The sequence below is a fragment of the Rhodococcus sp. B10 genome (genome assembly GCF_011770055.1).
GTDB lineage: Bacteria > Actinomycetota > Actinomycetes > Mycobacteriales > Mycobacteriaceae > Rhodococcoides > Rhodococcoides kyotonensis_B.
This window is the reverse complement of sequence record NZ_JAAFYV010000015.1, coordinates 88,488-105,014: the sequence shown is the minus strand read 5'-3', so window position 1 is coordinate 105,014 and position 16,527 is coordinate 88,488. Positions and strand designations below refer to the sequence as shown.

The following is a 16,527-nucleotide window of genomic DNA, read 5'->3' as shown; positions in this document are numbered from 1 at the left end:
GTCGACATGACTGCGCAGCAGATCGCCGACGACGTATGGGCCTTCCTGTGGGAACCGGGGAGCTGGGGGCAGGCGAACACGGGATTGGTCGTGGACCCCGGGACCGCGGCGATGGTGGTCGACACGGTATGGGACACGCGTGAGGCTCGACGGATCGCCGACGACACGGCCTCGCTCACCGGCGCTACGCCGATCACCGAGGTCGTCAACACCCATTCCGACGGTGATCACTGGTGGGGCAACGACACCGTCCCCGCGGACGCGCGGATCACGACGAGCGCGGCGTCACTGCATGCGATGAAGGAGGAGACCCCTCCCTCGGCGGTGCATGCGTTCGCATCGCTGGGTGCTCTCACAAGTTGGATACCCGGTCCCGCAGGACACATGGGCAGCTACATGAACCGCGTGCGCGGCGGTGCACAGTTTCCCCGCAAGACGCCGCGCATGCCCGACCACACCTTCGAGGTCACCGAGCGTATCGACGTCGGCGGCCGCGAGGTGCAACTCCGCTACCTCGGACCCGCGCATACCGCGGGAGACCTGATCGCACACGTCCCCGACGCGGGTGTCGTATTCGCCGGTGACTTGCTCTTCGTCGGGTCGACGCCGATCCTGTGGCACGGGCCGCTCGAGAACTGGACGGCCGCGCTGGAACATCTGTTGTCGCTCGACGCTGCGGTGTACGTTCCCGGGCACGGACCTCTGTGCGGCGCTGCGGAAATTCAGGCCGTGCACGACTACTGGACGTGGGTGAGCGAGGCGGGTCGCGAGCATTTCGACGCGGGCCTCGGTGCGACGCAGGCCGCTCGAAACATGCTGCGATCGAGCGAATTCAAGCGATTCAGCTCGTGGGACTCGCCCGAACGTCTCGTGCTGAGCATGTCGACGTTGTTCCGGCTGTGGCAGGGGGAGCCGGCGGCGCCCCCGACCATCACGCGACGAGCGAAAGCATTCGCCGACGCGGGAGCGCTTCTGCGGTCGGCGCGGTGATCACTGCCCGGTCGTAGCAGGCTTCCTGGACCGCGCGCTGCGGCGGACCGCGAGGAAACCGACGAGGCCCACCACGATCAGCGCGATGCCGAGGTAGGTGGGACCGGCTTCGGTGATCAACAGTGCCACGCCGACGATGCCGACGTATGCGGGGATCCAGTCGAACAAGGCGAGCAGGGGAGGTCCTGGTTCCGACGGCTGTGCGGCGTCGGGGTACCACTCGGTGAAGGCGACGGCGAAGAGCAGCGCCCCGATCTGCAGGATCCACCCGGTCCAGAAGTTGTCCGACGTGTGCAGCACGATCACCCCGTAGAGGCCGGCCAGTGCGGAGAACGCGAAAGCCAGCGCCCATGCGAGTGTGATCCGATAGTTGATCTTGCGGAAGAGCGGAGTGTCCCAGACCTCTTCCGGCGCCTGCTCTTTCGCGTACTCGATCGTGAACGGATTGCGCAGCAGAATCGAGCCGAACGCGAAAACGACGAGCGCGATGTTGGTCATCTCGCCGGACCACAGTTCCATCCAGGAGATCACTCGGTCGCTCGCGAACAGTCCGATGACGGCGATGACCGCGAAGTAGGCGACGTCGAACCATTCCATCGTCTTGACCCGGCCGCCGCGTCGATCCGGGTCGTTCCGCAGGCTCCACTCCCGCCTATGCCCGAGGACGAGTAAGAGCACCGACATCCCGAGCGCGATGCTCGCGGCTTCCTCGAACCTCCCGGGCCCGACGATGAGCGACATCGCGATCCACGGGGCGAGTCCGGACAGCGGAGACTCGAGAAACGCGTCGATCGGGCTGCGTCGCGCTGCGGGGGTGGCGTCCATCATCCGATCGTCCACCGTCCGGTCGTTTCCGAGAAGGTGAGACGGCGGGTGATTTATCGAACGAGATACGGCGAGACGGAGCTGCGGTGCTCGTCGATGTCGAGTTCTTTCCCCAGCGGTGGAAAGGCTCGTTGCGGGCAGTTGGCTCGTTCGCATACCCGGCAACCGGCACCGATCGGCGTTGCGACGGCCGAGCCGTGGATGTCGAGGCCGTCGGCGTAGACGAGTCGGCTCGCATGTCGAAGCTCGCACCCGAGTCCGATCGCGAACGTCTTGCTCGGTTGTCCGTACCGAGCAGCGCGACGCTCGACGGTCCGCGCGATCCACAGATAGCTGCGGCCGTCGGGCATCTCGGCGATCTGCGTCATGATCTTTCCGGGGTACGCGAACGTCTCGTACACGTTCCACAGCGGGCACGTGCCGCCGCTCGACGAGAAGTGAAAACCCGTCGCCGATTGACGCTTCGACATGTTACCCGCGCGATCGACACGGACGAAGGAGAACGGGACTCCACGAACCTTGGGCCGCTGCAGCGTCGAAAGTCTGTGGCAGACGGTCTCGTAGCTGACCGAGAAGAAGGCCGACAGACGCTCGATGTCGTACCGAAACTCCTCGGCGACGTCGTGAAACTGGTGATAGGGCAGCACGGTCGCGGCGGCGAAGTAATTGGCGAATCCGAGAATCGCGAGCTTCCTCGACGCCTCGCTGGTGAAGTTGCCCTCCTCGACCATCCGATCGAGCAGGTCGCCGCACTCGAGATAGGCCAGTTCGGCGGCGAACTTGAACACTCTCTGACCGCCGGACAGGTGAGGGGAGATCTCCAGCAGCCTGCTCTCGGGGTCGAACCGGTGCAGAACGTTCTCGCCGAGGTCGATGCGGTTGACGATCTGCACCTCGTGCACGTTCTGCAGACGTTTCGCGATCTCGTTCCCGACGTCGGCGCGGTGAAAACGAATGCGCGACGTCAATTCCTCGGCGGCAGTGTCCAATTCGTGGAGGTAGTTCTGCCGCTCGTAGAAGTAGTCACGCACTTCCTCGTGCGGCTTGCTGATCGAGCCGCTCCCGCTGCCGTCGGAGAAGCGCTCTTCGGTCGCGGCGGCCAGCTGAGCCGTCGTATTGCGGTAGCGCCGGTGCATGGTCACCATCGCCCTCGCCAGTTGAGGGTGCGACGAGACCATCTGCGCGATCTCGTGCGAATCGGCGGCGATGCCCATGTTCTGGTCGAGAGCCACCTCGCGAAGTTCGGCCACGAGTCTGGTGTCGTCCTCGGACGAGAAGAACGACGTGTCCACCCCGAACACCTCGGAGATCCGGAGCAGGACGGGGACCGTCAAGGGCCTGACGTCGTGTTCGATCTGGTTGAGGTAGCTCGCCGAGATCTCGAGATGTCCGGCCAGCGCGACCTGGCTCATCTTGCGCTCCGTGCGCAGCTGTCGCAGCCGTGCACCCACGAACGTCTTGGGCATTGACCCAGGTTACGCCTGCGAAGACCCGGCTTAACAACGTTCGCGGACGTCTGGTGGGTCACGATCCGGAGTCCAACGCAGTGGACCGCTTCGGAGGGGCGTATACCGGATACATGCTCGTTTGCATGGCTAAAGAAGTTTGGGTGTCTAAGTAAGGAAGGCGAATCACATGTCCGAGAATCTTCGTGAGGTATCGCGCGACGCAGTGGTTCTGGCGGTAGGCGTCGTACTCGTGGTGTCGACCATCTGGCTTCCCGTCGAGGGCGACGCCGGAGTGTCCGGAGCCATCCTCGTACTGGGCATGGTGTCGGCCGGCACGGCATTGTGGGCGATGTCGAGTGCATCGAGATCGAGTCACTGGGCCCACCTCGCACTCGGGGCGATGCTGGCACTGTCTCCGGTCGTGCTCACGTTCCCGTCCGGACTGATGGTGACGGACATGTTCGCGGTCGTCGGCGGCCTTCTGATCGCGGCAATGGGAGTGCTCGGAGTCCTCGACAATGCCCGCGGGACGTCCGTCTCGCGCATCCCCAGCACCGTGGTTGCATCGTCGGGTACCGCTCGCGCCCGTGTTCGAGTGAGTCGCTGACGTCGTTCGACCGCCCCCGCACGCCGCCTTGCTCGGACCCGAGCGAGGCGGCGTTGTCGTATGTGACGCGGGGTCGTGTCCGGTTCGAGAGGTACGGTGGATGTGATTCCGGTCACAGTTGCTAACTGCTGGTTCGATTCAGAAGAATTTGCTTAAACCGTACGATTGTCCTGTTGGATCCGACGCACCTTTTCGTAAATTGCGTTCATGAACTGCGCTTTCTTCCTACTGGCCAGTAGGGAAGCCCTCCGAACGGGTGGGCGCGACATCGGTTAATTCTTCGCAACGTTAGCAAGGTGTTGTGAAAAGCTAGCCAAGATTGGCACTCGTAACAGGTGGACGTGCGCTTTTGGGGTGTGCCATTGTTTTGAAGAACACCCGCAGGGCCTTGCAACGGTGTGAAGAAACATACGCACGAGCGGCCCGATCAGATCAGAAAAGACTGGAGCTGACGATGTCGACCACCGGCACCCCGAGAACCACCGAAGAGATCCAGAAGGATTGGGACACCAACCCTCGCTGGAAGGGCGTGACGCGCAACTACACCGCCGAGCAGGTTTCCAAGCTGCAGGGCTCCGTCGTCGAGGAAGCGACCCTTGCTCGTCGCGGCTCCGAAATCCTGTGGGATCTCGTGAACAACGAGGACTACATCAACTCGCTGGGCGCACTGACCGGCAACCAGGCCGTTCAGCAGGTCCGCGCAGGCCTCAAGGCCATCTACCTCTCCGGTTGGCAGGTCGCAGGCGACGCCAACCTCTCCGGCCACACGTACCCGGACCAGAGCCTCTACCCGGCCAACTCGGTCCCGCAGGTCGTGCGCCGCATCAACAACGCGCTGCTGCGCGCCGACGAGATCGCCCGTGTCGAAGGTGACACCTCCGTCGACAACTGGCTCGCACCGATCGTCGCCGACGGCGAAGCCGGTTTCGGTGGCGCCCTCAACGTCTACGAGCTGCAGAAGGCCATGATCGCGTCCGGTGTCGCCGGCTCGCACTGGGAGGACCAGCTCGCGTCGGAGAAGAAGTGCGGCCACCTCGGTGGCAAGGTGCTCATCCCGACCCAGCAGCACATCCGCACGCTGACCTCCGCCCGTCTGGCTGCCGACGTCGCCGACGTGCCGACCGTCGTCATCGCCCGCACCGACGCCGAGGCCGCAACCCTCATCACCTCCGACGTCGACGAGCGCGACCAGGAATTCCTCGACGGCACCCGCACGGCCGAGGGCTTCTTCGGCGTCAAGAACGGCATCGAGCCCTGCATCGCTCGCGCGAAGGCATACGCTCCGTACTCCGACCTCATCTGGATGGAGACCGGCGTCCCGGATCTCGAGGTCGCGAAGAAGTTCGCCGAGTCGGTTCGCTCCGAGTTCCCGGACCAGCTCCTCGCGTACAACTGCTCGCCGTCGTTCAACTGGAAGGCTCACCTGGACGACGCGACCATCGCGAAGTTCCAGAAGGAGCTCGGCGCAATGGGATTCAAGTTCCAGTTCATCACCCTCGCCGGCTTCCACTCGCTCAACTACGGCATGTTCGACCTGGCCCACGGCTACGCACGCGAGGGCATGACCGCCTTCGTCGACCTGCAGGAGCGCGAGTTCAAGGCTGCCGCAGAGCGTGGCTTCACCGCCATCAAGCACCAGCGTGAGGTCGGCGCGGGCTACTTCGACTCGATTGCCACCACGGTCGACCCGAACACCTCGACGGCTGCACTGAAGGGCTCCACCGAAGAGGGCCAGTTCCACTGATCCAGTCCGCCTCCCCGGATCTTCAGCGCACCAGTCAGGCGGCCCCAGCGTTTCGCTGCGGGCCGCCTGACTCGTACGGATCTGTTCTGGGCGTTCCCCAGCAGAGTTACCCCCTTCTCGCCTGTAGCTGTTGCCCAGCTACGAGATACGAAGGATAGAGCTGTGACTGTTGAGCGAGTAGGCGTCGTAGGTGCCGGGCAGATGGGGGCAGGAATTGCCGAAGTCTGCGCACGTGCCCACGCCGACGTGCTGGTTTACGAGCCCACACGCGAGCTGACGACCGCAGGACGCACACGCGTCCTGCGGTCGTTGGACCGTGGTGTCAGTAGCGGCAAGATCACCGAGCGTGAACGGCAGCAATGCGCGTTCCGGCTGCGGTTCACGTCCGAACTCGGTGATTTCGCCGATCGCCAGCTCGTCGTGGAAGCGGTGGTCGAGGACGAGAAGATCAAAGCCGATATCTTCGCCGAGCTCGACTCGGTGGTTTCGGACCCGAACGCAGTGCTCGCGTCCAACACCTCGTCGATCCCAATCATGAAACTGGGCATCGCGACGAAAGCACCCGATCGTGTCGTCGGGATGCATTTCTTCAACCCGGTGCCGGTGCTCCCGCTCGTGGAGCTCGTCACCACTCTGAAGACGAGCGACTCCGTGGCCGAGCGAGCCGAAGGATTCGCCGCCGACATGCTCGGCAAGCAGGTCGTCCGATCCGCCGACAGGTCCGGGTTCGTCGTCAACGCACTGTTGGTGCCCTACCTGCTCTCGGCCATTCGGATGGTCGAATCCGGTTTCGCCACCAAAGAAGACATCGACAAAGCGACCGTACTGGGGCTCGCGCACCCGATGGGGCCGTTGACTCTGGCCGATCTCGTCGGTCTCGACACCATCAAGTCCATCGCCGACTCGATGTACACGGAATTCAAGGAACCGCTCTACTCCGCCCCGCCGCTTCTGCTGCGGATGGTCGAAGCCGGGTTGATGGGCAAGAAGACCGGCGCGGGCTTCTACCAGTACGAGAACGGGCGCGTGGCGCGCTGAGTCGCACCGCGTCGCCTACTGGTAACTGGAACCCTCGCTGCGTAAGTTCGAATCGTCGTGAATCGTTTCCAACGGCGCGATATGCGCCGACGTGCAGACAGGGGGCATCGAGGATGAGCAAGTCGACCGAGTCGGGTGGATTCCTGCCGAAGGTCTTGGGAATCGGGCTGGCTGCCACGGGTGCCGCGCACTTCGTGGTTCCGGAGGCGTTCGAAGGCATCACCAAGCTGCCGTTCCCGAAGGACACGCGCAGCTGGATCAGCCGCAACGGTGCCACCGAACTTGCCGTGGGTACAGCCATCGCGCTCCCGCAGACGCGCAAGCTGGGTCTCGTCGGGCTCGGCGCGTACGTCGGGTGGCTGGGCTACAACGTGGCTCGAAACAGCTAGATCGAGGGCCGAAGCTGTTGCGATCGACTCGTTCGGCCGGGGAATAGCCTGGTCGAGCGGGTTGGATCGTTTGCACAGGTATCGATGCGCCTGTAGCAATGTATTCATGACTTCCGCTACCGCGTACACAGCGACCGCTGCCGATGCCCCGCTCGAGAAGGTCACCATCGAGCGCAGGGAACTCGGTCCGAACGACGTCCTCATCGACGTCAAGTTCGCCGGCATCTGTCACTCCGACATTCACACAGCCCGCAACGAGTGGGGTGGCACCAGCTACCCCGTCGTTCCCGGACACGAGATCGCCGGCATCGTCGCCGAGGTCGGATCCGACGTCACCAAGCACAAGGTCGGAGATCGCGTCGGAGTCGGCTGTTTCGTCGATTCCTGCGGCAAGTGCGACGCGTGCCTCGCCGGAGAAGAGCAGTACTGCTTCGAGGGCGTGATCGCGACCTACAACTCCAAGCTTCCCGACGGTTCCATCACGCAGGGTGGATACTCGACGCAGATCGTCGTCACCGAGGGCTTCGTGCTCCGCATTCCCGACGGCATCGAGCTCGACGTCGCCGCGCCGCTGCTGTGCGCAGGCATCACGCTGTACTCGCCGCTGAAGCACTGGGGTGCAGGCCCGGGCAAGAAGGTCGCCATCATCGGAATGGGCGGACTCGGACACGTCGGCGTGAAGATCGCTCACGCGATGGGCGCCGAGGTCACCGTGCTCAGCCAGACGCTGAGCAAGGAAGAGGACGGCAGGCGTCTCGGCGCCGACCACTACTACGCCACCTCCGACAAGGCGACGTTCAAGAAGCTGCGTGGCCAGTTCGACCTGATCATCAACACCGTGTCGGCGAAGATCGACATGGACCGCCACATGTCGTTGCTGGCGATCAACGGCTCGCTCGTCATCCTCGGCCTGCCCAGCGAGCCCATCGAGGTTCGAGGCTTCACTCTCGCCGCGAACCGTCGTAGCCTCGCCGGATCGATGGTCGGCGGTATCCCCGAGACCCAGGAGATGCTCGACTTCTGCGCCGAGCACAAGATCGGCGCCGAGATCGAAACCATCCCGGCCGACAAGATCAACGAGGCCTACGAACGCGTGCTGAAGAGCGACGTCCGCTACCGCTTCGTCATCGACGCGAAGACGTTCTAGGGCGCTGCGCGCCAAGTGCACGGAAATACACGGCGCTTCATGGTCGTTTCGCGGGCTCCACTCCTGCTGCCATGTATTTCCGTGCACACGGTCAGCTCTCCGCCAGACGTTTCTTCTCCAGCTCGACGTCGAAATCGGCCTTCGGCCAATCCAATTCGAGCGCCTGCAGAGCGTCGATCAACAGCTCCGTGACCGCGAGCCTGCTGTACCACTTCTTGTCGGCCGGAATGACGTACCACGGCGCGTAGTCCGTGTTCGTTCGATCCACGACGCGCTGGTACGCCGTCCGGTACTGCGGCAGGAAGCCTCGCTCGGTGACGTCGCCCGGGTTGTACTTCCAGTGCTTGTCCGGCCGATCGAGACGCTCCTGGAGCCGTCGCCGCTGCTCCTCCGGTGAGACGAACAGTGCGACCTTGACGATGTGCGTGCCCTCGTCGGTCAACTCCTTCTCGAACGCGTTGATCTCGTCGAACCGCGGCTCCCACACCTGCCGCGGCACCAAATCGTGCACTGCGACGACGAGAACATCCTCGTAATGCGACCGGTCGAACACACCGATCCGCCCGCCGCGAGGAAGTTCCTTGCGGATGCGCCACAGGTAGTGGTGCTCGCGCTCTTCCTTGGTCGGCACACCGAACGACGCGAGGTCGACGCCTTGCGGGTCGACCATTCCCAGTACGTGCCGGACCATTCCACCCTTGCCCGCAGTGTCCATGCCCTGCAGGACCAACAGGATCGAGCGAAGATCGCCCGTCCGGCCGTTGGCGTACAGCTTCTCCTGCAACGACGACAGCACCTCACCGCGCTCGGCGAGCAGCTGCTGACCCTCGACCTTCTTTCCGTCGAAACCTGGAGTCGACGAGCAGTCGAGATCGTCGATGCGCGTCGAGTCCGTCGCGCGGAGGGCCTCGACGGCAGGCGTCGACCAGAGGGACTCGTGGGCGTTCTTCGAATGCTTGGCCATCGGCCGAGCCTAGCCCCACTACTGTGGGATTCATGGCTCCGAAACTTGCTTCCGCAGATTCCGTCGATCGCGATCGCCTTCTCGAATTCGTCGCGAAGCGCCATCATTCGACGCTCATCACCCACAAGCGCGACGGCGGCCTGCAGGTCTCACCGGTCACGTCCGGCCTCGACTCGGAGGGGCGCATCGTCATCGCGACGTATCCCGAGCGGGCGAAAGTCGTGAACATCCGGCGCAACTCGGCCGTGACACTGTGCATCCATTCCGACGAGTGGAACGACGCGTACGTCCAGGTCGACGGCACCGCCGAAGTCATCGATCTGCCGGATTCGGTCGAACCGCTCGTCGAGTACTTCCGAAGCATCGCAGGCGAACACTCGGACTGGGACGAATACCGTCAGGCCATGGTCAAGCAGGGAAAGTCGTTGATACGCATCACGATCGAGTCCTGGGGTCCCGTCGCCGAGGGCGGTTTTCCTCCGGGAAGGGTCTAGGCACGCGGGCCTGTACGGACCGAATGTCACCTCCGGTCACTCCGAGTGACCGGAAAGCCACATTCGCTCCGGGGGAGGGCGGAGCCCGGACCGAGCGAGGGCCTCATTCGGTCACTCCGAGTGACCGGAAAGCCACATTCGGTCCGCGGAGGGCGGAGTCCGGACCGAGCGAGCCGGCGGAGTCCGGACCGAGCGAGCCGGCGGAGCCCGGCGGGGCTAGCAGTTGTCCGGCGCAGGACGCCCGGCGAACCGGTCCGCGATCCATGCGTCCAGTTCCGCACCAGGCGTGAGGGTGTGGCCCTGTCCTTCGGCGCGAACCCGCAGGACGGTGTCGCCGAAACCGCATGCCCGCCCGAGTGCGACTTCGGTCCACGCGGGCAGCACCACGTCGTCGGCGCCGCCGTACACCGCGAGAATCGGTGCGGACGAGGACGCTTTCGGGAGCGAATAGTCCTGTAGTCGACCTGTAAGCTGTTGTGCTGCATCGCTGTTCGAGGACTTGAAGTTTCCGGGCTGCCACTGCTGGTCCGCGATGACCCGGGCAGGTGCGCTACCCGGGCCGCACGAGATCAGCGCCGACGATTTCTCGCCGATCACGCCGTGCAGGTGATCGTCCGGTTCGATCGCCGGGTCGACCGCAGCCGCGCCTTCGACGATCATCGGATACAGGGCGCGTTGCCCCTCGGACAGCGTCGCCTCCTGCGCTCGGTCGACGACGGGGGAGATATCGAGGGCTGGTACGACGACGGCAGCACCGACGAGATCCAGTCCGTGACCGTAGCTGGCGTCGAATTCGTTTGCCGCCCAAGCGGCGTGGCCGCCCTGAGACGTTCCGGCGGCGAGCCAACGCGTCGACAACGACGGGTCGAGATAGCGCGCGGCACGCACCGAGTCGATGACGTCGAACGCTGCGGTGCGCGGTTCGAGATAGGGATGGGCCGGCGCGTCGACGCGGCTGCTCAGGCCCTGATAGTCCGTGTAGACCACCGCGTAGCCCTGCTCGAGAAACCGTGCGACGGCTGCGGTGTCGCCCGCCAGATCCGCGGTTTCCGTCGGCGCGCATCCCGGTTCGATTCCGACGGTGCCGTGCGCATAGGCGACGACGGGACGCCCCCCGACTTGCGGGGGACCGGACGGAACGAACAGTGCGCCGGTCACTTCGGTCGATTCGCCGGTGACGCCCGAGATCGAGTTGTAGACGAATGTGGCAGCCGTCGTTCCGAGAGGGAACGCAGTCATGTCGAACCCGGTGTCCGTCGTGCTGGACAGGACGGTTCCCCTGGCCGCGAGCGCCGACGCGGATGCGGTGGGTGGCGTCGTCGAATAGGCGGGAGGCTCGACGACCGAAGTCGAGCATGCGCCGACGAGTACGGCGCACGCACAAGCTAGTGCCCCTCGCCACCCGTGCGCGGATAGTTGCATCCTGGGCCAACCAAGCGCGCACGGGTGGCGAAGCCGCACGTCAGCTGGCCAGCGGAGCAGCGAACAGCGGAACCGCGTTCTCGATGGCGTACTGGGTTCCCTGCACCGAACCGCTCGAGAAGGCGTTGCTGAGGTTCTGGTCGCCCAGCACCACGAGGCGGCCGTCGCGAGCCGACGGAAGTCCCTGGATGCCGGGGTTGTTCGTGATCTCGTCCGCGGTGGTGAAGATCGGGAACATGACCGTCAGGTCGGCGTCGAGCTGACCGACGTTCTCGGCGGACAGGTCGATGGTGAACGAACCGTCCTTCGCCTGCGACTGGATCGTCGGTGAGTTGACGAACCCGAGCTTCTTCATGAACTCGACACGGGTGTCACCCTCGACGTAAGCGCCGAGCTGACCGCTGTACAGCGTGCCGACTGCGACGGTCTTGCCCGCGAACTCCGGATTGGCCGACACGGCCGCGTCGAAGTCGGCGTTGGTGTCGTCGATGAGCTGCTTGCCCTCGTCGGACTTGCCGAGAGCATCGGCGACGAGCTGCATCTGTCCGTCCCACGTCGTGCCGTAGGCGATGTCGGTACCGGGAGGGGCGGCGACGGTCGGAGCGAGTGCGGACAGCTGGTCGTAGACGGCCTTGTCGTTGGTGCTGCGCGTCCACAGGATCAGATCGGGGTTCAGTGCCGCAACGGATTCGACGTCGAGATCGTAGGTGTCGAGCATGGTCGGCGCGGTGTCGTACGACTCGTCGACCCACGGACCGAGTCCGTCTCCACCGACGCCGAGCCAGTCGCTCGTTCCGACCGGCTGCACGCCGAGAGCGAGCGCGGTCTCGGCGTCGGACCACCCGAGTGCGACGACGCGCTGCGGATCGGCCGGAACCGACACCTCACCGAAGATCGTGTCGACGGTGGCCCCGGCGGCGGAATCCGAGGACCCGTCGTCACTGCTGTTGCTGCATGCCGTGGCGGTGACCAGCGTGACCGCAGCCGCCAGGGCGAAGAACGTCGAAGCTCCAAGTTTGCGCATAGGCAACGCTAACCTACCGACGCGGCTTTCGAGAACTGGTCGACGATCGCCTCGCAGAACGCGGGCAGGTCATCGGGGTTGCGGCTCGATACGAGGCCGTTGTCGACGACGACCTCCTGGTCGACGACGGTCCCACCCGCGTTGCGGATGTCCGTACGGATGCTCGGGTACGACGTCAACGTGCGACCCCGCACGACGTCTGCTTCGACGAGCGTCCACGGTCCGTGACAGATGACGCCGACGGGCTTGCCCGATTCGACGAACCGTCGTACGAAATCGACGGCAGCGGAGTCGGTGCGCAGTTTGTCGGGATTGGTGGTACCGCCGGGGAGGATCAGGGCATCGAAGTCGTCTGGGGAGACGTCGGCGACGACACGGTCGACACCGAACGTGTTGCCGGCTTCGACGTCGTTGTTCATCGCCTGGATGTCGCCGTGTGTCAGTGCCACGAGAGTTGTTGTGGCACCGGCCTTCTGGACTGCATCACGAGGCTGTACCAGTTCTACTTCCTCGACTCCGTCGGTTGCGAGAATTGCTACGTTGCGGCCGTTCAGCGGTGAGTTGCTCATGCGTGACGGATGACCGTCGTACGACGGTCTCAAACGGGTCGAATGGGTACGCTGTCTCTCATGGCCGATGACTTCACCGATCCGACCACGGAACTACCCGATCCCGACGTCGAGGAGCCCGGTGCGGGCGAACTGCCCACCGAGGCCGATCCGGCCGACGTCGTCGAGCAGTCCATCGAGGTACCGATCGACCCCGAGGACGACCGGCCCGGGTAGGTCAGCCCTCGTCCTCGACGACCAGCGGGTGCGGCTGCGACTTGAACTTGGCGGGCGAACCGTCGGACATCGCGACGCCGTGGATGCCGCCCCACGTCATCATGCACAGGTAGTCGATCAGATCCTCGGCCGACATCGACTTGTTCGAGATCCACCAGTGCGTGGCCAGCTGCACCGCGCCGACGATCGCGAACGCCCACGGCACCGAACCACCGGAATCCATCTCGCGACTGCGCAGACGCTCGCCGAGGACCGTCGCCAGCAACTCGGCGATCATGCGTTCGGAGTCGGCGACGACGTCGCGGTTGGGTCCGGCGCTGTTCGCCATGACGTACAGGTAGACCTCGGGGTCCGTGGCCACCGTCTCGACGTAGGCCGCGATGACGGCCCGCGTCAGCTCGTACTCGTCGAGTTCCTCGGAGATGGCGCTGTAGATGCGCGGCGCCAACGTGGTCTCGACGTAACGGCTCATGGTCGCGTTCGTCAGATCGTTCTTGTCGGTGAAGTACCGATACAGCACGGTCTTCGAGATACCGATCTCCGACGCGATCTCGTCCATTCCGATGTCGCGGCCGCGAAGCCGGATCGCGGCGAGGGTGCCGTCGACCAATTCTTCTCGACGCGCGATCTTGTGCTCACGCCAGCGTCGCTTCCGCCCGTCGGACTTCTCGGCCTTGGGGGCTTCCTTGGCCGCCGAGGCCGACTCCTCCTTGGCCGCCGATGTCGCATTTCTCGCCACGTGTATCCGCCGTATCCCGATCGTATGTTCGTTCGACACAGCTTAGGCGCCCGCCCATGGTTCCACGCATCCGCCACGTCGACGCGGCTCCGCTGGGGCGAGGGCACAATGGCGAGAGTGCAGCTGACGAAATTCGACGACGCGACCAAACGTCGCGACCTCCGCAAGATGAAGGCGGTCGCGACGGGCTTCCTCGTGTTCGCGACGGTGATCTACCTGGTATGCCGCTGGCAGGAATCGCGCGGCGCAGGCGAGTGGGTCGGGTACGTGCGGGCGGCGTCGGAAGCGGGCATGGTCGGTGCGCTCGCCGACTGGTTCGCCGTGACGGCGCTGTTCAAGCACCCGCTGGGGATTCCGATTCCGCACACGGCGATCATCAGGAAGAAGAAGGACCAGCTCGGATCCAGTCTGTCGTCGTTCGTCGGCAGCAACTTCCTCGCGCCGGACGTGGTGTCGGAGAAGGTGCAGTCCGCGCAGATTCCGCTGCGGCTCGGCACCTGGCTCGCCGAACCCGAGAACGCCGAACGGGTCGCCGCCGAATCCGCGACGGTTCTGCACGGCGTCGTCGAGGTGCTCAACGACGAGGACATCACGCAGATCATCGACAACACCATCGTGCGACGACTCGCCGATCCGCAGTGGGGTCCGCCGATCGGCCGCGTGCTCGAGGAATTGATCGCCGACAACCGGCAGATGCCGTTGATCGACATGCTCGCCGAACGCGCGCATCAGTGGGCGCTCGGCAGTCAGGAGACGATCGATCGCGTCGTCTCGCGTGACTCCCCGACGTGGTCGCCAAAGTTCGTCGATACGCTGCTCGGCGAGAAGATCTACAAGGAGCTCGTCGAGTTCACGTGGAAGATTCGAGCCAATCCCGACCACGAGATTCGGTTGGCGGCCAACAAGTTTCTCGTCGACTACGCCCACGACCTGCAGCACGACCCGGCGACCATCGAGAAGGCCGAGTCGCTCAAGGCTCAGATCATGGGACGTGAGGAAATCACCGGGCTGGCCGCGGCCACCTGGAACGTCGCGAAGAGGCTCATCGTCGAATCCGTCGACGACCCGTCGAGCACACTGCGTCGCAAGTTCAGCGAGAACATCCAGAGCTGGGGCGCACGCATTCGCGACGATCACGAACTGCGCGGCAAGGTCGACGGTTGGCTGGAGGCCGGGGCCCGACACATCGCAAAGAACTACGCCGACGAGATCACCACGATCATCACGGACACCGTCGCGCGCTGGGACGCCGACGAAGCCAGCCGCAAGATCGAACTGCAAGTCGGCCGCGATCTTCAGTTCATCCGGATCAACGGCACCGTCGTCGGATCCATCGCCGGTCTCGCCATCTACTCGGTATCGAATCTGCTCTTCTAGTGCGCGCACGGCCGCTAGCAGAAGTGCTTGCAATAGTTAGCACCCTTGGGTAACGTCGGCCCAGTACACCGAAACCACAAGTTTCGAGCCAGGAACGAGCGGTGAACATGAATTCCGACAACGAAGCCCAGGGCGACGAATCCCGCGTCGACAATCAGAGCATTGTCGCCAAGGTGTCCGAGGCGACCGATGTCGTGGCCGAGGCAGGCGACCTGGTCGCCACCGTCGTCAGTACGGCCGCGTCGGACATCGGTAGTTACATCCGCTCGCAGCGGGAAGCGGCGCAGGTATCTCTGCGGCAACTCGCGTCGAGGGCGGGGGTGAGCAACCCGTATCTGAGCCAGATCGAGCGAGGGTTGCGCAAACCATCCGCCGAGGTGCTCGGGCAGATCGCCAAGGGTCTGCGCGTGTCATCGGAAGCGTTGTACGTACGGGCCGGGTTCTTGGAGGAACGACCACACGGTCCAGTTCGAGATGCGTTGCTCGGAGACCCGGAGATCACCGAACGGCAGAAGCACGTGCTGATCGAGATCTACGACTCGTTTCGTCGCGAGAACGAGCAAACACGCACGGCGAACGACGTCTCGGTCGATACCCGGGCGTCGGCCGAACCAGATCTGCAATCGGAACCAGAATCACCCATACAGGAGTTTCCCCATGACTGATGCAAGGAACCTAGACAACGTCAAGACGCCTCTCTATGCGGCTGTCGGCGCAGGCGACGCGGTCGTGCAAGCCGTGGCCGACGTGGTGGCTCAGGTGCGCTCGCGGGCCGAGGTCCGCGGCACCGAGGTGACCGACCGGGTCGACACCGCGCGTGCCCGCCTGGCGGACTTCTCCGAAGACGTCACCGAAGGTGTCGAATCCCTGCGCGAGCGCCTCGCGAACCTGCCGGCCGAGCTTCCCGACGAGATTGCCGAGCTGCGCGAACGCTTCACCCCGGACGAACTGCGCAAGGTCGCCGAGGCGTACCTGAAGGTCGCCTCCGATCTGTACACGTCTCTCGCCGAGCGTGGTGAGGAGACCGTCGAGCGCATCCGCCGGACTCCGGCCGTCGAAGAAGGCCTCGGCCGTGCGAACGCCGCCGCCAACGACGTCGTCGACCTCACCGAGCAGGCGCTGGGTACCGTCGCCTCGCAGACGCGCGCCGTCGGTGAGCGTGCCGCCGCACTCGCAGGCATCGCGTCGGACAAGGTTCGCGACACCGCCGAGGACCTGGCCGAGGAGATCGACGAGGCAGGCGACAACGCGAAGGAAGCCGCTACCGACGCGTCGCAGAAGGTCAGCGGAGTCGCGGGCAAGGTCGAGTCCAAGACTCGCGCCAACCAGGACGCACCGCTGAAGAAGACCGCGCCTGCTGCCAAGAAGGCAACCCCGGCGACCGCTGCGAAGAAGACCGCAGCACCCGCCAAGAAGGCTCCGGCCAAGAAGACCACCAGCTGACGCCGGTGCCTCACCGAATCGCCCGTCACTCTCGAGGGGGAGTGACGGGCGATTTGCCTGGGGGCGGGCGGAGCGAGGGGCGTTTTGCCTG

At 64.6% G+C, this 16,527-nt stretch carries 18 protein-coding genes; 11 read left to right on the top strand and 7 right to left on the bottom strand.

The window, feature by feature from the left end; genetic code table 11:
• Nucleotides 1-6 precede the first annotated feature (6 nt).
• Entirely contained in the window at nucleotides 7-990 is a 984-nt protein-coding gene (locus tag RhoFasB10_RS12350) for an MBL fold metallo-hydrolase (protein ID WP_068429494.1), read from the top strand.
• Here RhoFasB10_RS12350 and RhoFasB10_RS12345 read toward each other — a convergent pair whose 3' ends face one another.
• Nucleotides 991-1,830, bottom strand: a complete 840-nt coding sequence (locus tag RhoFasB10_RS12345; RefSeq protein WP_254303590.1) for a hypothetical protein — start codon at nucleotides 1,828-1,830, stop codon at nucleotides 991-993.
• Nucleotides 1,831-1,868: 38 nt separating this feature from the next.
• Nucleotides 1,869-3,281 carry an acetate metabolism transcriptional regulator RamB gene (gene ramB, locus RhoFasB10_RS12340; RefSeq protein WP_068429492.1) on the bottom strand — a complete coding sequence of 471 codons (1,413 nt, stop codon included), beginning with the start codon at nucleotides 3,279-3,281 and terminating at the stop codon, nucleotides 1,869-1,871.
• Nucleotides 3,282-3,450: 169 nt separating this feature from the next.
• On the opposite strand from ramB, the gene RhoFasB10_RS12335 reads away from it, so the two are divergent.
• From RhoFasB10_RS12335 to RhoFasB10_RS12315, 5 genes are all read left to right on the top strand, one after another.
• Entirely contained in the window at nucleotides 3,451-3,870 is a 420-nt protein-coding gene (locus tag RhoFasB10_RS12335; RefSeq protein ID WP_068429490.1) for a hypothetical protein, read from the top strand.
• Between the two features lie 454 nt (nucleotides 3,871-4,324).
• Complete coding sequence (gene aceA / locus RhoFasB10_RS12330) at nucleotides 4,325-5,614, top strand: isocitrate lyase (RefSeq protein WP_068429487.1); 1,290 nt, start codon at nucleotides 4,325-4,327, stop codon at nucleotides 5,612-5,614.
• Nucleotides 5,615-5,776: 162 nt separating this feature from the next.
• Nucleotides 5,777-6,652, top strand: coding sequence for a 3-hydroxybutyryl-CoA dehydrogenase (locus RhoFasB10_RS12325; protein WP_084423900.1), 876 nt, complete (start codon nucleotides 5,777-5,779; stop codon nucleotides 6,650-6,652).
• 113 nt (nucleotides 6,653-6,765) lie between these two features.
• On the top strand, nucleotides 6,766-7,041 hold the full coding sequence (locus RhoFasB10_RS12320) for a hypothetical protein (RefSeq protein ID WP_068429481.1): 276 nt from the start codon (nucleotides 6,766-6,768) through the stop codon (nucleotides 7,039-7,041).
• Nucleotides 7,042-7,147: 106 nt separating this feature from the next.
• Nucleotides 7,148-8,188 carry an NAD(P)-dependent alcohol dehydrogenase gene (locus RhoFasB10_RS12315; RefSeq protein WP_068429478.1) on the top strand — a complete coding sequence of 347 codons (1,041 nt, stop codon included), beginning with the start codon at nucleotides 7,148-7,150 and terminating at the stop codon, nucleotides 8,186-8,188.
• A gap of 91 nt (nucleotides 8,189-8,279) precedes the next feature.
• Here the strand turns inward: RhoFasB10_RS12315 and RhoFasB10_RS12310 are convergent, their stop codons facing one another.
• A complete protein-coding gene (locus RhoFasB10_RS12310) occupies nucleotides 8,280-9,152 on the bottom strand; it encodes a polyphosphate kinase 2 family protein (RefSeq protein WP_068429475.1) in 873 nt (290 codons plus the stop codon).
• 32 nt (nucleotides 9,153-9,184) lie between these two features.
• Here RhoFasB10_RS12310 and RhoFasB10_RS12305 point away from each other — a divergent pair, with 32 nt between their 5' ends.
• Complete coding sequence (locus RhoFasB10_RS12305; RefSeq protein WP_068429522.1) at nucleotides 9,185-9,646, top strand: PPOX class F420-dependent oxidoreductase; 462 nt, start codon at nucleotides 9,185-9,187, stop codon at nucleotides 9,644-9,646.
• Nucleotides 9,647-9,862: 216 nt separating this feature from the next.
• On the opposite strand, the gene RhoFasB10_RS12300 is transcribed toward RhoFasB10_RS12305, so the two are convergent.
• The 3 genes from RhoFasB10_RS12300 to RhoFasB10_RS12290 form a co-directional block, all read right to left on the bottom strand.
• Nucleotides 9,863-10,885 (bottom strand): lipase family protein, encoded by a 1,023-nt coding sequence (locus RhoFasB10_RS12300; protein WP_240931052.1) that lies wholly within the window; start codon nucleotides 10,883-10,885, stop codon nucleotides 9,863-9,865.
• A gap of 223 nt (nucleotides 10,886-11,108) precedes the next feature.
• Entirely contained in the window at nucleotides 11,109-12,092 is a 984-nt protein-coding gene (locus RhoFasB10_RS12295) for an iron-siderophore ABC transporter substrate-binding protein (RefSeq protein ID WP_068429470.1), read from the bottom strand.
• Nucleotides 12,093-12,100: 8 nt separating this feature from the next.
• On the bottom strand, nucleotides 12,101-12,661 hold the full coding sequence (locus RhoFasB10_RS12290; protein WP_068429467.1) for a type 1 glutamine amidotransferase domain-containing protein: 561 nt from the start codon (nucleotides 12,659-12,661) through the stop codon (nucleotides 12,101-12,103).
• 60 nt (nucleotides 12,662-12,721) lie between these two features.
• Here RhoFasB10_RS12290 and RhoFasB10_RS12285 point away from each other — a divergent pair, with 60 nt between their 5' ends.
• Nucleotides 12,722-12,877: a hypothetical protein gene (locus RhoFasB10_RS12285; protein WP_167676514.1), complete on the top strand. Its 156-nt coding sequence runs from the start codon at nucleotides 12,722-12,724 to the stop codon at nucleotides 12,875-12,877.
• A 1-nt stretch (nucleotide 12,878) separates the two neighbouring features.
• Here the strand turns inward: RhoFasB10_RS12285 and RhoFasB10_RS12280 are convergent, their stop codons facing one another.
• Nucleotides 12,879-13,616 carry a TetR/AcrR family transcriptional regulator gene (locus RhoFasB10_RS12280; protein ID WP_068429464.1) on the bottom strand — a complete coding sequence of 246 codons (738 nt, stop codon included), beginning with the start codon at nucleotides 13,614-13,616 and terminating at the stop codon, nucleotides 12,879-12,881.
• A 108-nt stretch (nucleotides 13,617-13,724) separates the two neighbouring features.
• Here RhoFasB10_RS12280 and RhoFasB10_RS12275 point away from each other — a divergent pair, with 108 nt between their 5' ends.
• From RhoFasB10_RS12275 to RhoFasB10_RS12265, 3 genes are all read left to right on the top strand, one after another.
• Entirely contained in the window at nucleotides 13,725-14,993 is a 1,269-nt protein-coding gene (locus tag RhoFasB10_RS12275) for a DUF445 domain-containing protein (RefSeq protein WP_167676551.1), read from the top strand.
• A gap of 107 nt (nucleotides 14,994-15,100) precedes the next feature.
• On the top strand, nucleotides 15,101-15,658 hold the full coding sequence (locus RhoFasB10_RS12270) for a helix-turn-helix transcriptional regulator (protein ID WP_084423902.1): 558 nt from the start codon (nucleotides 15,101-15,103) through the stop codon (nucleotides 15,656-15,658).
• Nucleotides 15,651-16,436: a heparin-binding hemagglutinin gene (locus tag RhoFasB10_RS12265; RefSeq protein ID WP_068429555.1), complete on the top strand. Its 786-nt coding sequence runs from the start codon at nucleotides 15,651-15,653 to the stop codon at nucleotides 16,434-16,436. Before RhoFasB10_RS12270 ends, RhoFasB10_RS12265 begins: the two co-directional genes overlap by 8 nt.
• The last annotated feature ends 91 nt before the right edge of the window (nucleotides 16,437-16,527 follow it).

Coding starts and splice junctions, on each gene's coding strand:
- RhoFasB10_RS12350 (WP_068429494.1), top strand. CDS start 7: ATGACTGCGCAGCAGATCGCCGACGACGTATGGGCCTTCCTGTGGGAA.
- ramB (WP_068429492.1), bottom strand. CDS start 3,281: ATGCCCAAGACGTTCGTGGGTGCACGGCTGCGACAGCTGCGCACGGAG.
- RhoFasB10_RS12335 (WP_068429490.1), top strand. CDS start 3,451: ATGTCCGAGAATCTTCGTGAGGTATCGCGCGACGCAGTGGTTCTGGCG.
- aceA (WP_068429487.1), top strand. CDS start 4,325: ATGTCGACCACCGGCACCCCGAGAACCACCGAAGAGATCCAGAAGGAT.
- RhoFasB10_RS12320 (WP_068429481.1), top strand. CDS start 6,766: ATGAGCAAGTCGACCGAGTCGGGTGGATTCCTGCCGAAGGTCTTGGGA.
- RhoFasB10_RS12315 (WP_068429478.1), top strand. CDS start 7,148: ATGACTTCCGCTACCGCGTACACAGCGACCGCTGCCGATGCCCCGCTC.
- RhoFasB10_RS12310 (WP_068429475.1), bottom strand. CDS start 9,152: ATGGCCAAGCATTCGAAGAACGCCCACGAGTCCCTCTGGTCGACGCCT.
- RhoFasB10_RS12305 (WP_068429522.1), top strand. CDS start 9,185: ATGGCTCCGAAACTTGCTTCCGCAGATTCCGTCGATCGCGATCGCCTT.
- RhoFasB10_RS12300 (WP_240931052.1), bottom strand. CDS start 10,885: ATGACTGCGTTCCCTCTCGGAACGACGGCTGCCACATTCGTCTACAAC.
- RhoFasB10_RS12295 (WP_068429470.1), bottom strand. CDS start 12,092: ATGCGCAAACTTGGAGCTTCGACGTTCTTCGCCCTGGCGGCTGCGGTC.
- RhoFasB10_RS12290 (WP_068429467.1), bottom strand. CDS start 12,661: ATGAGCAACTCACCGCTGAACGGCCGCAACGTAGCAATTCTCGCAACC.
- RhoFasB10_RS12285 (WP_167676514.1), top strand. CDS start 12,722: ATGGCCGATGACTTCACCGATCCGACCACGGAACTACCCGATCCCGAC.
- RhoFasB10_RS12275 (WP_167676551.1), top strand. CDS start 13,725: ATGGCGAGAGTGCAGCTGACGAAATTCGACGACGCGACCAAACGTCGC.
- RhoFasB10_RS12270 (WP_084423902.1), top strand. CDS start 15,101: ATGAATTCCGACAACGAAGCCCAGGGCGACGAATCCCGCGTCGACAAT.
- RhoFasB10_RS12265 (WP_068429555.1), top strand. CDS start 15,651: ATGACTGATGCAAGGAACCTAGACAACGTCAAGACGCCTCTCTATGCG.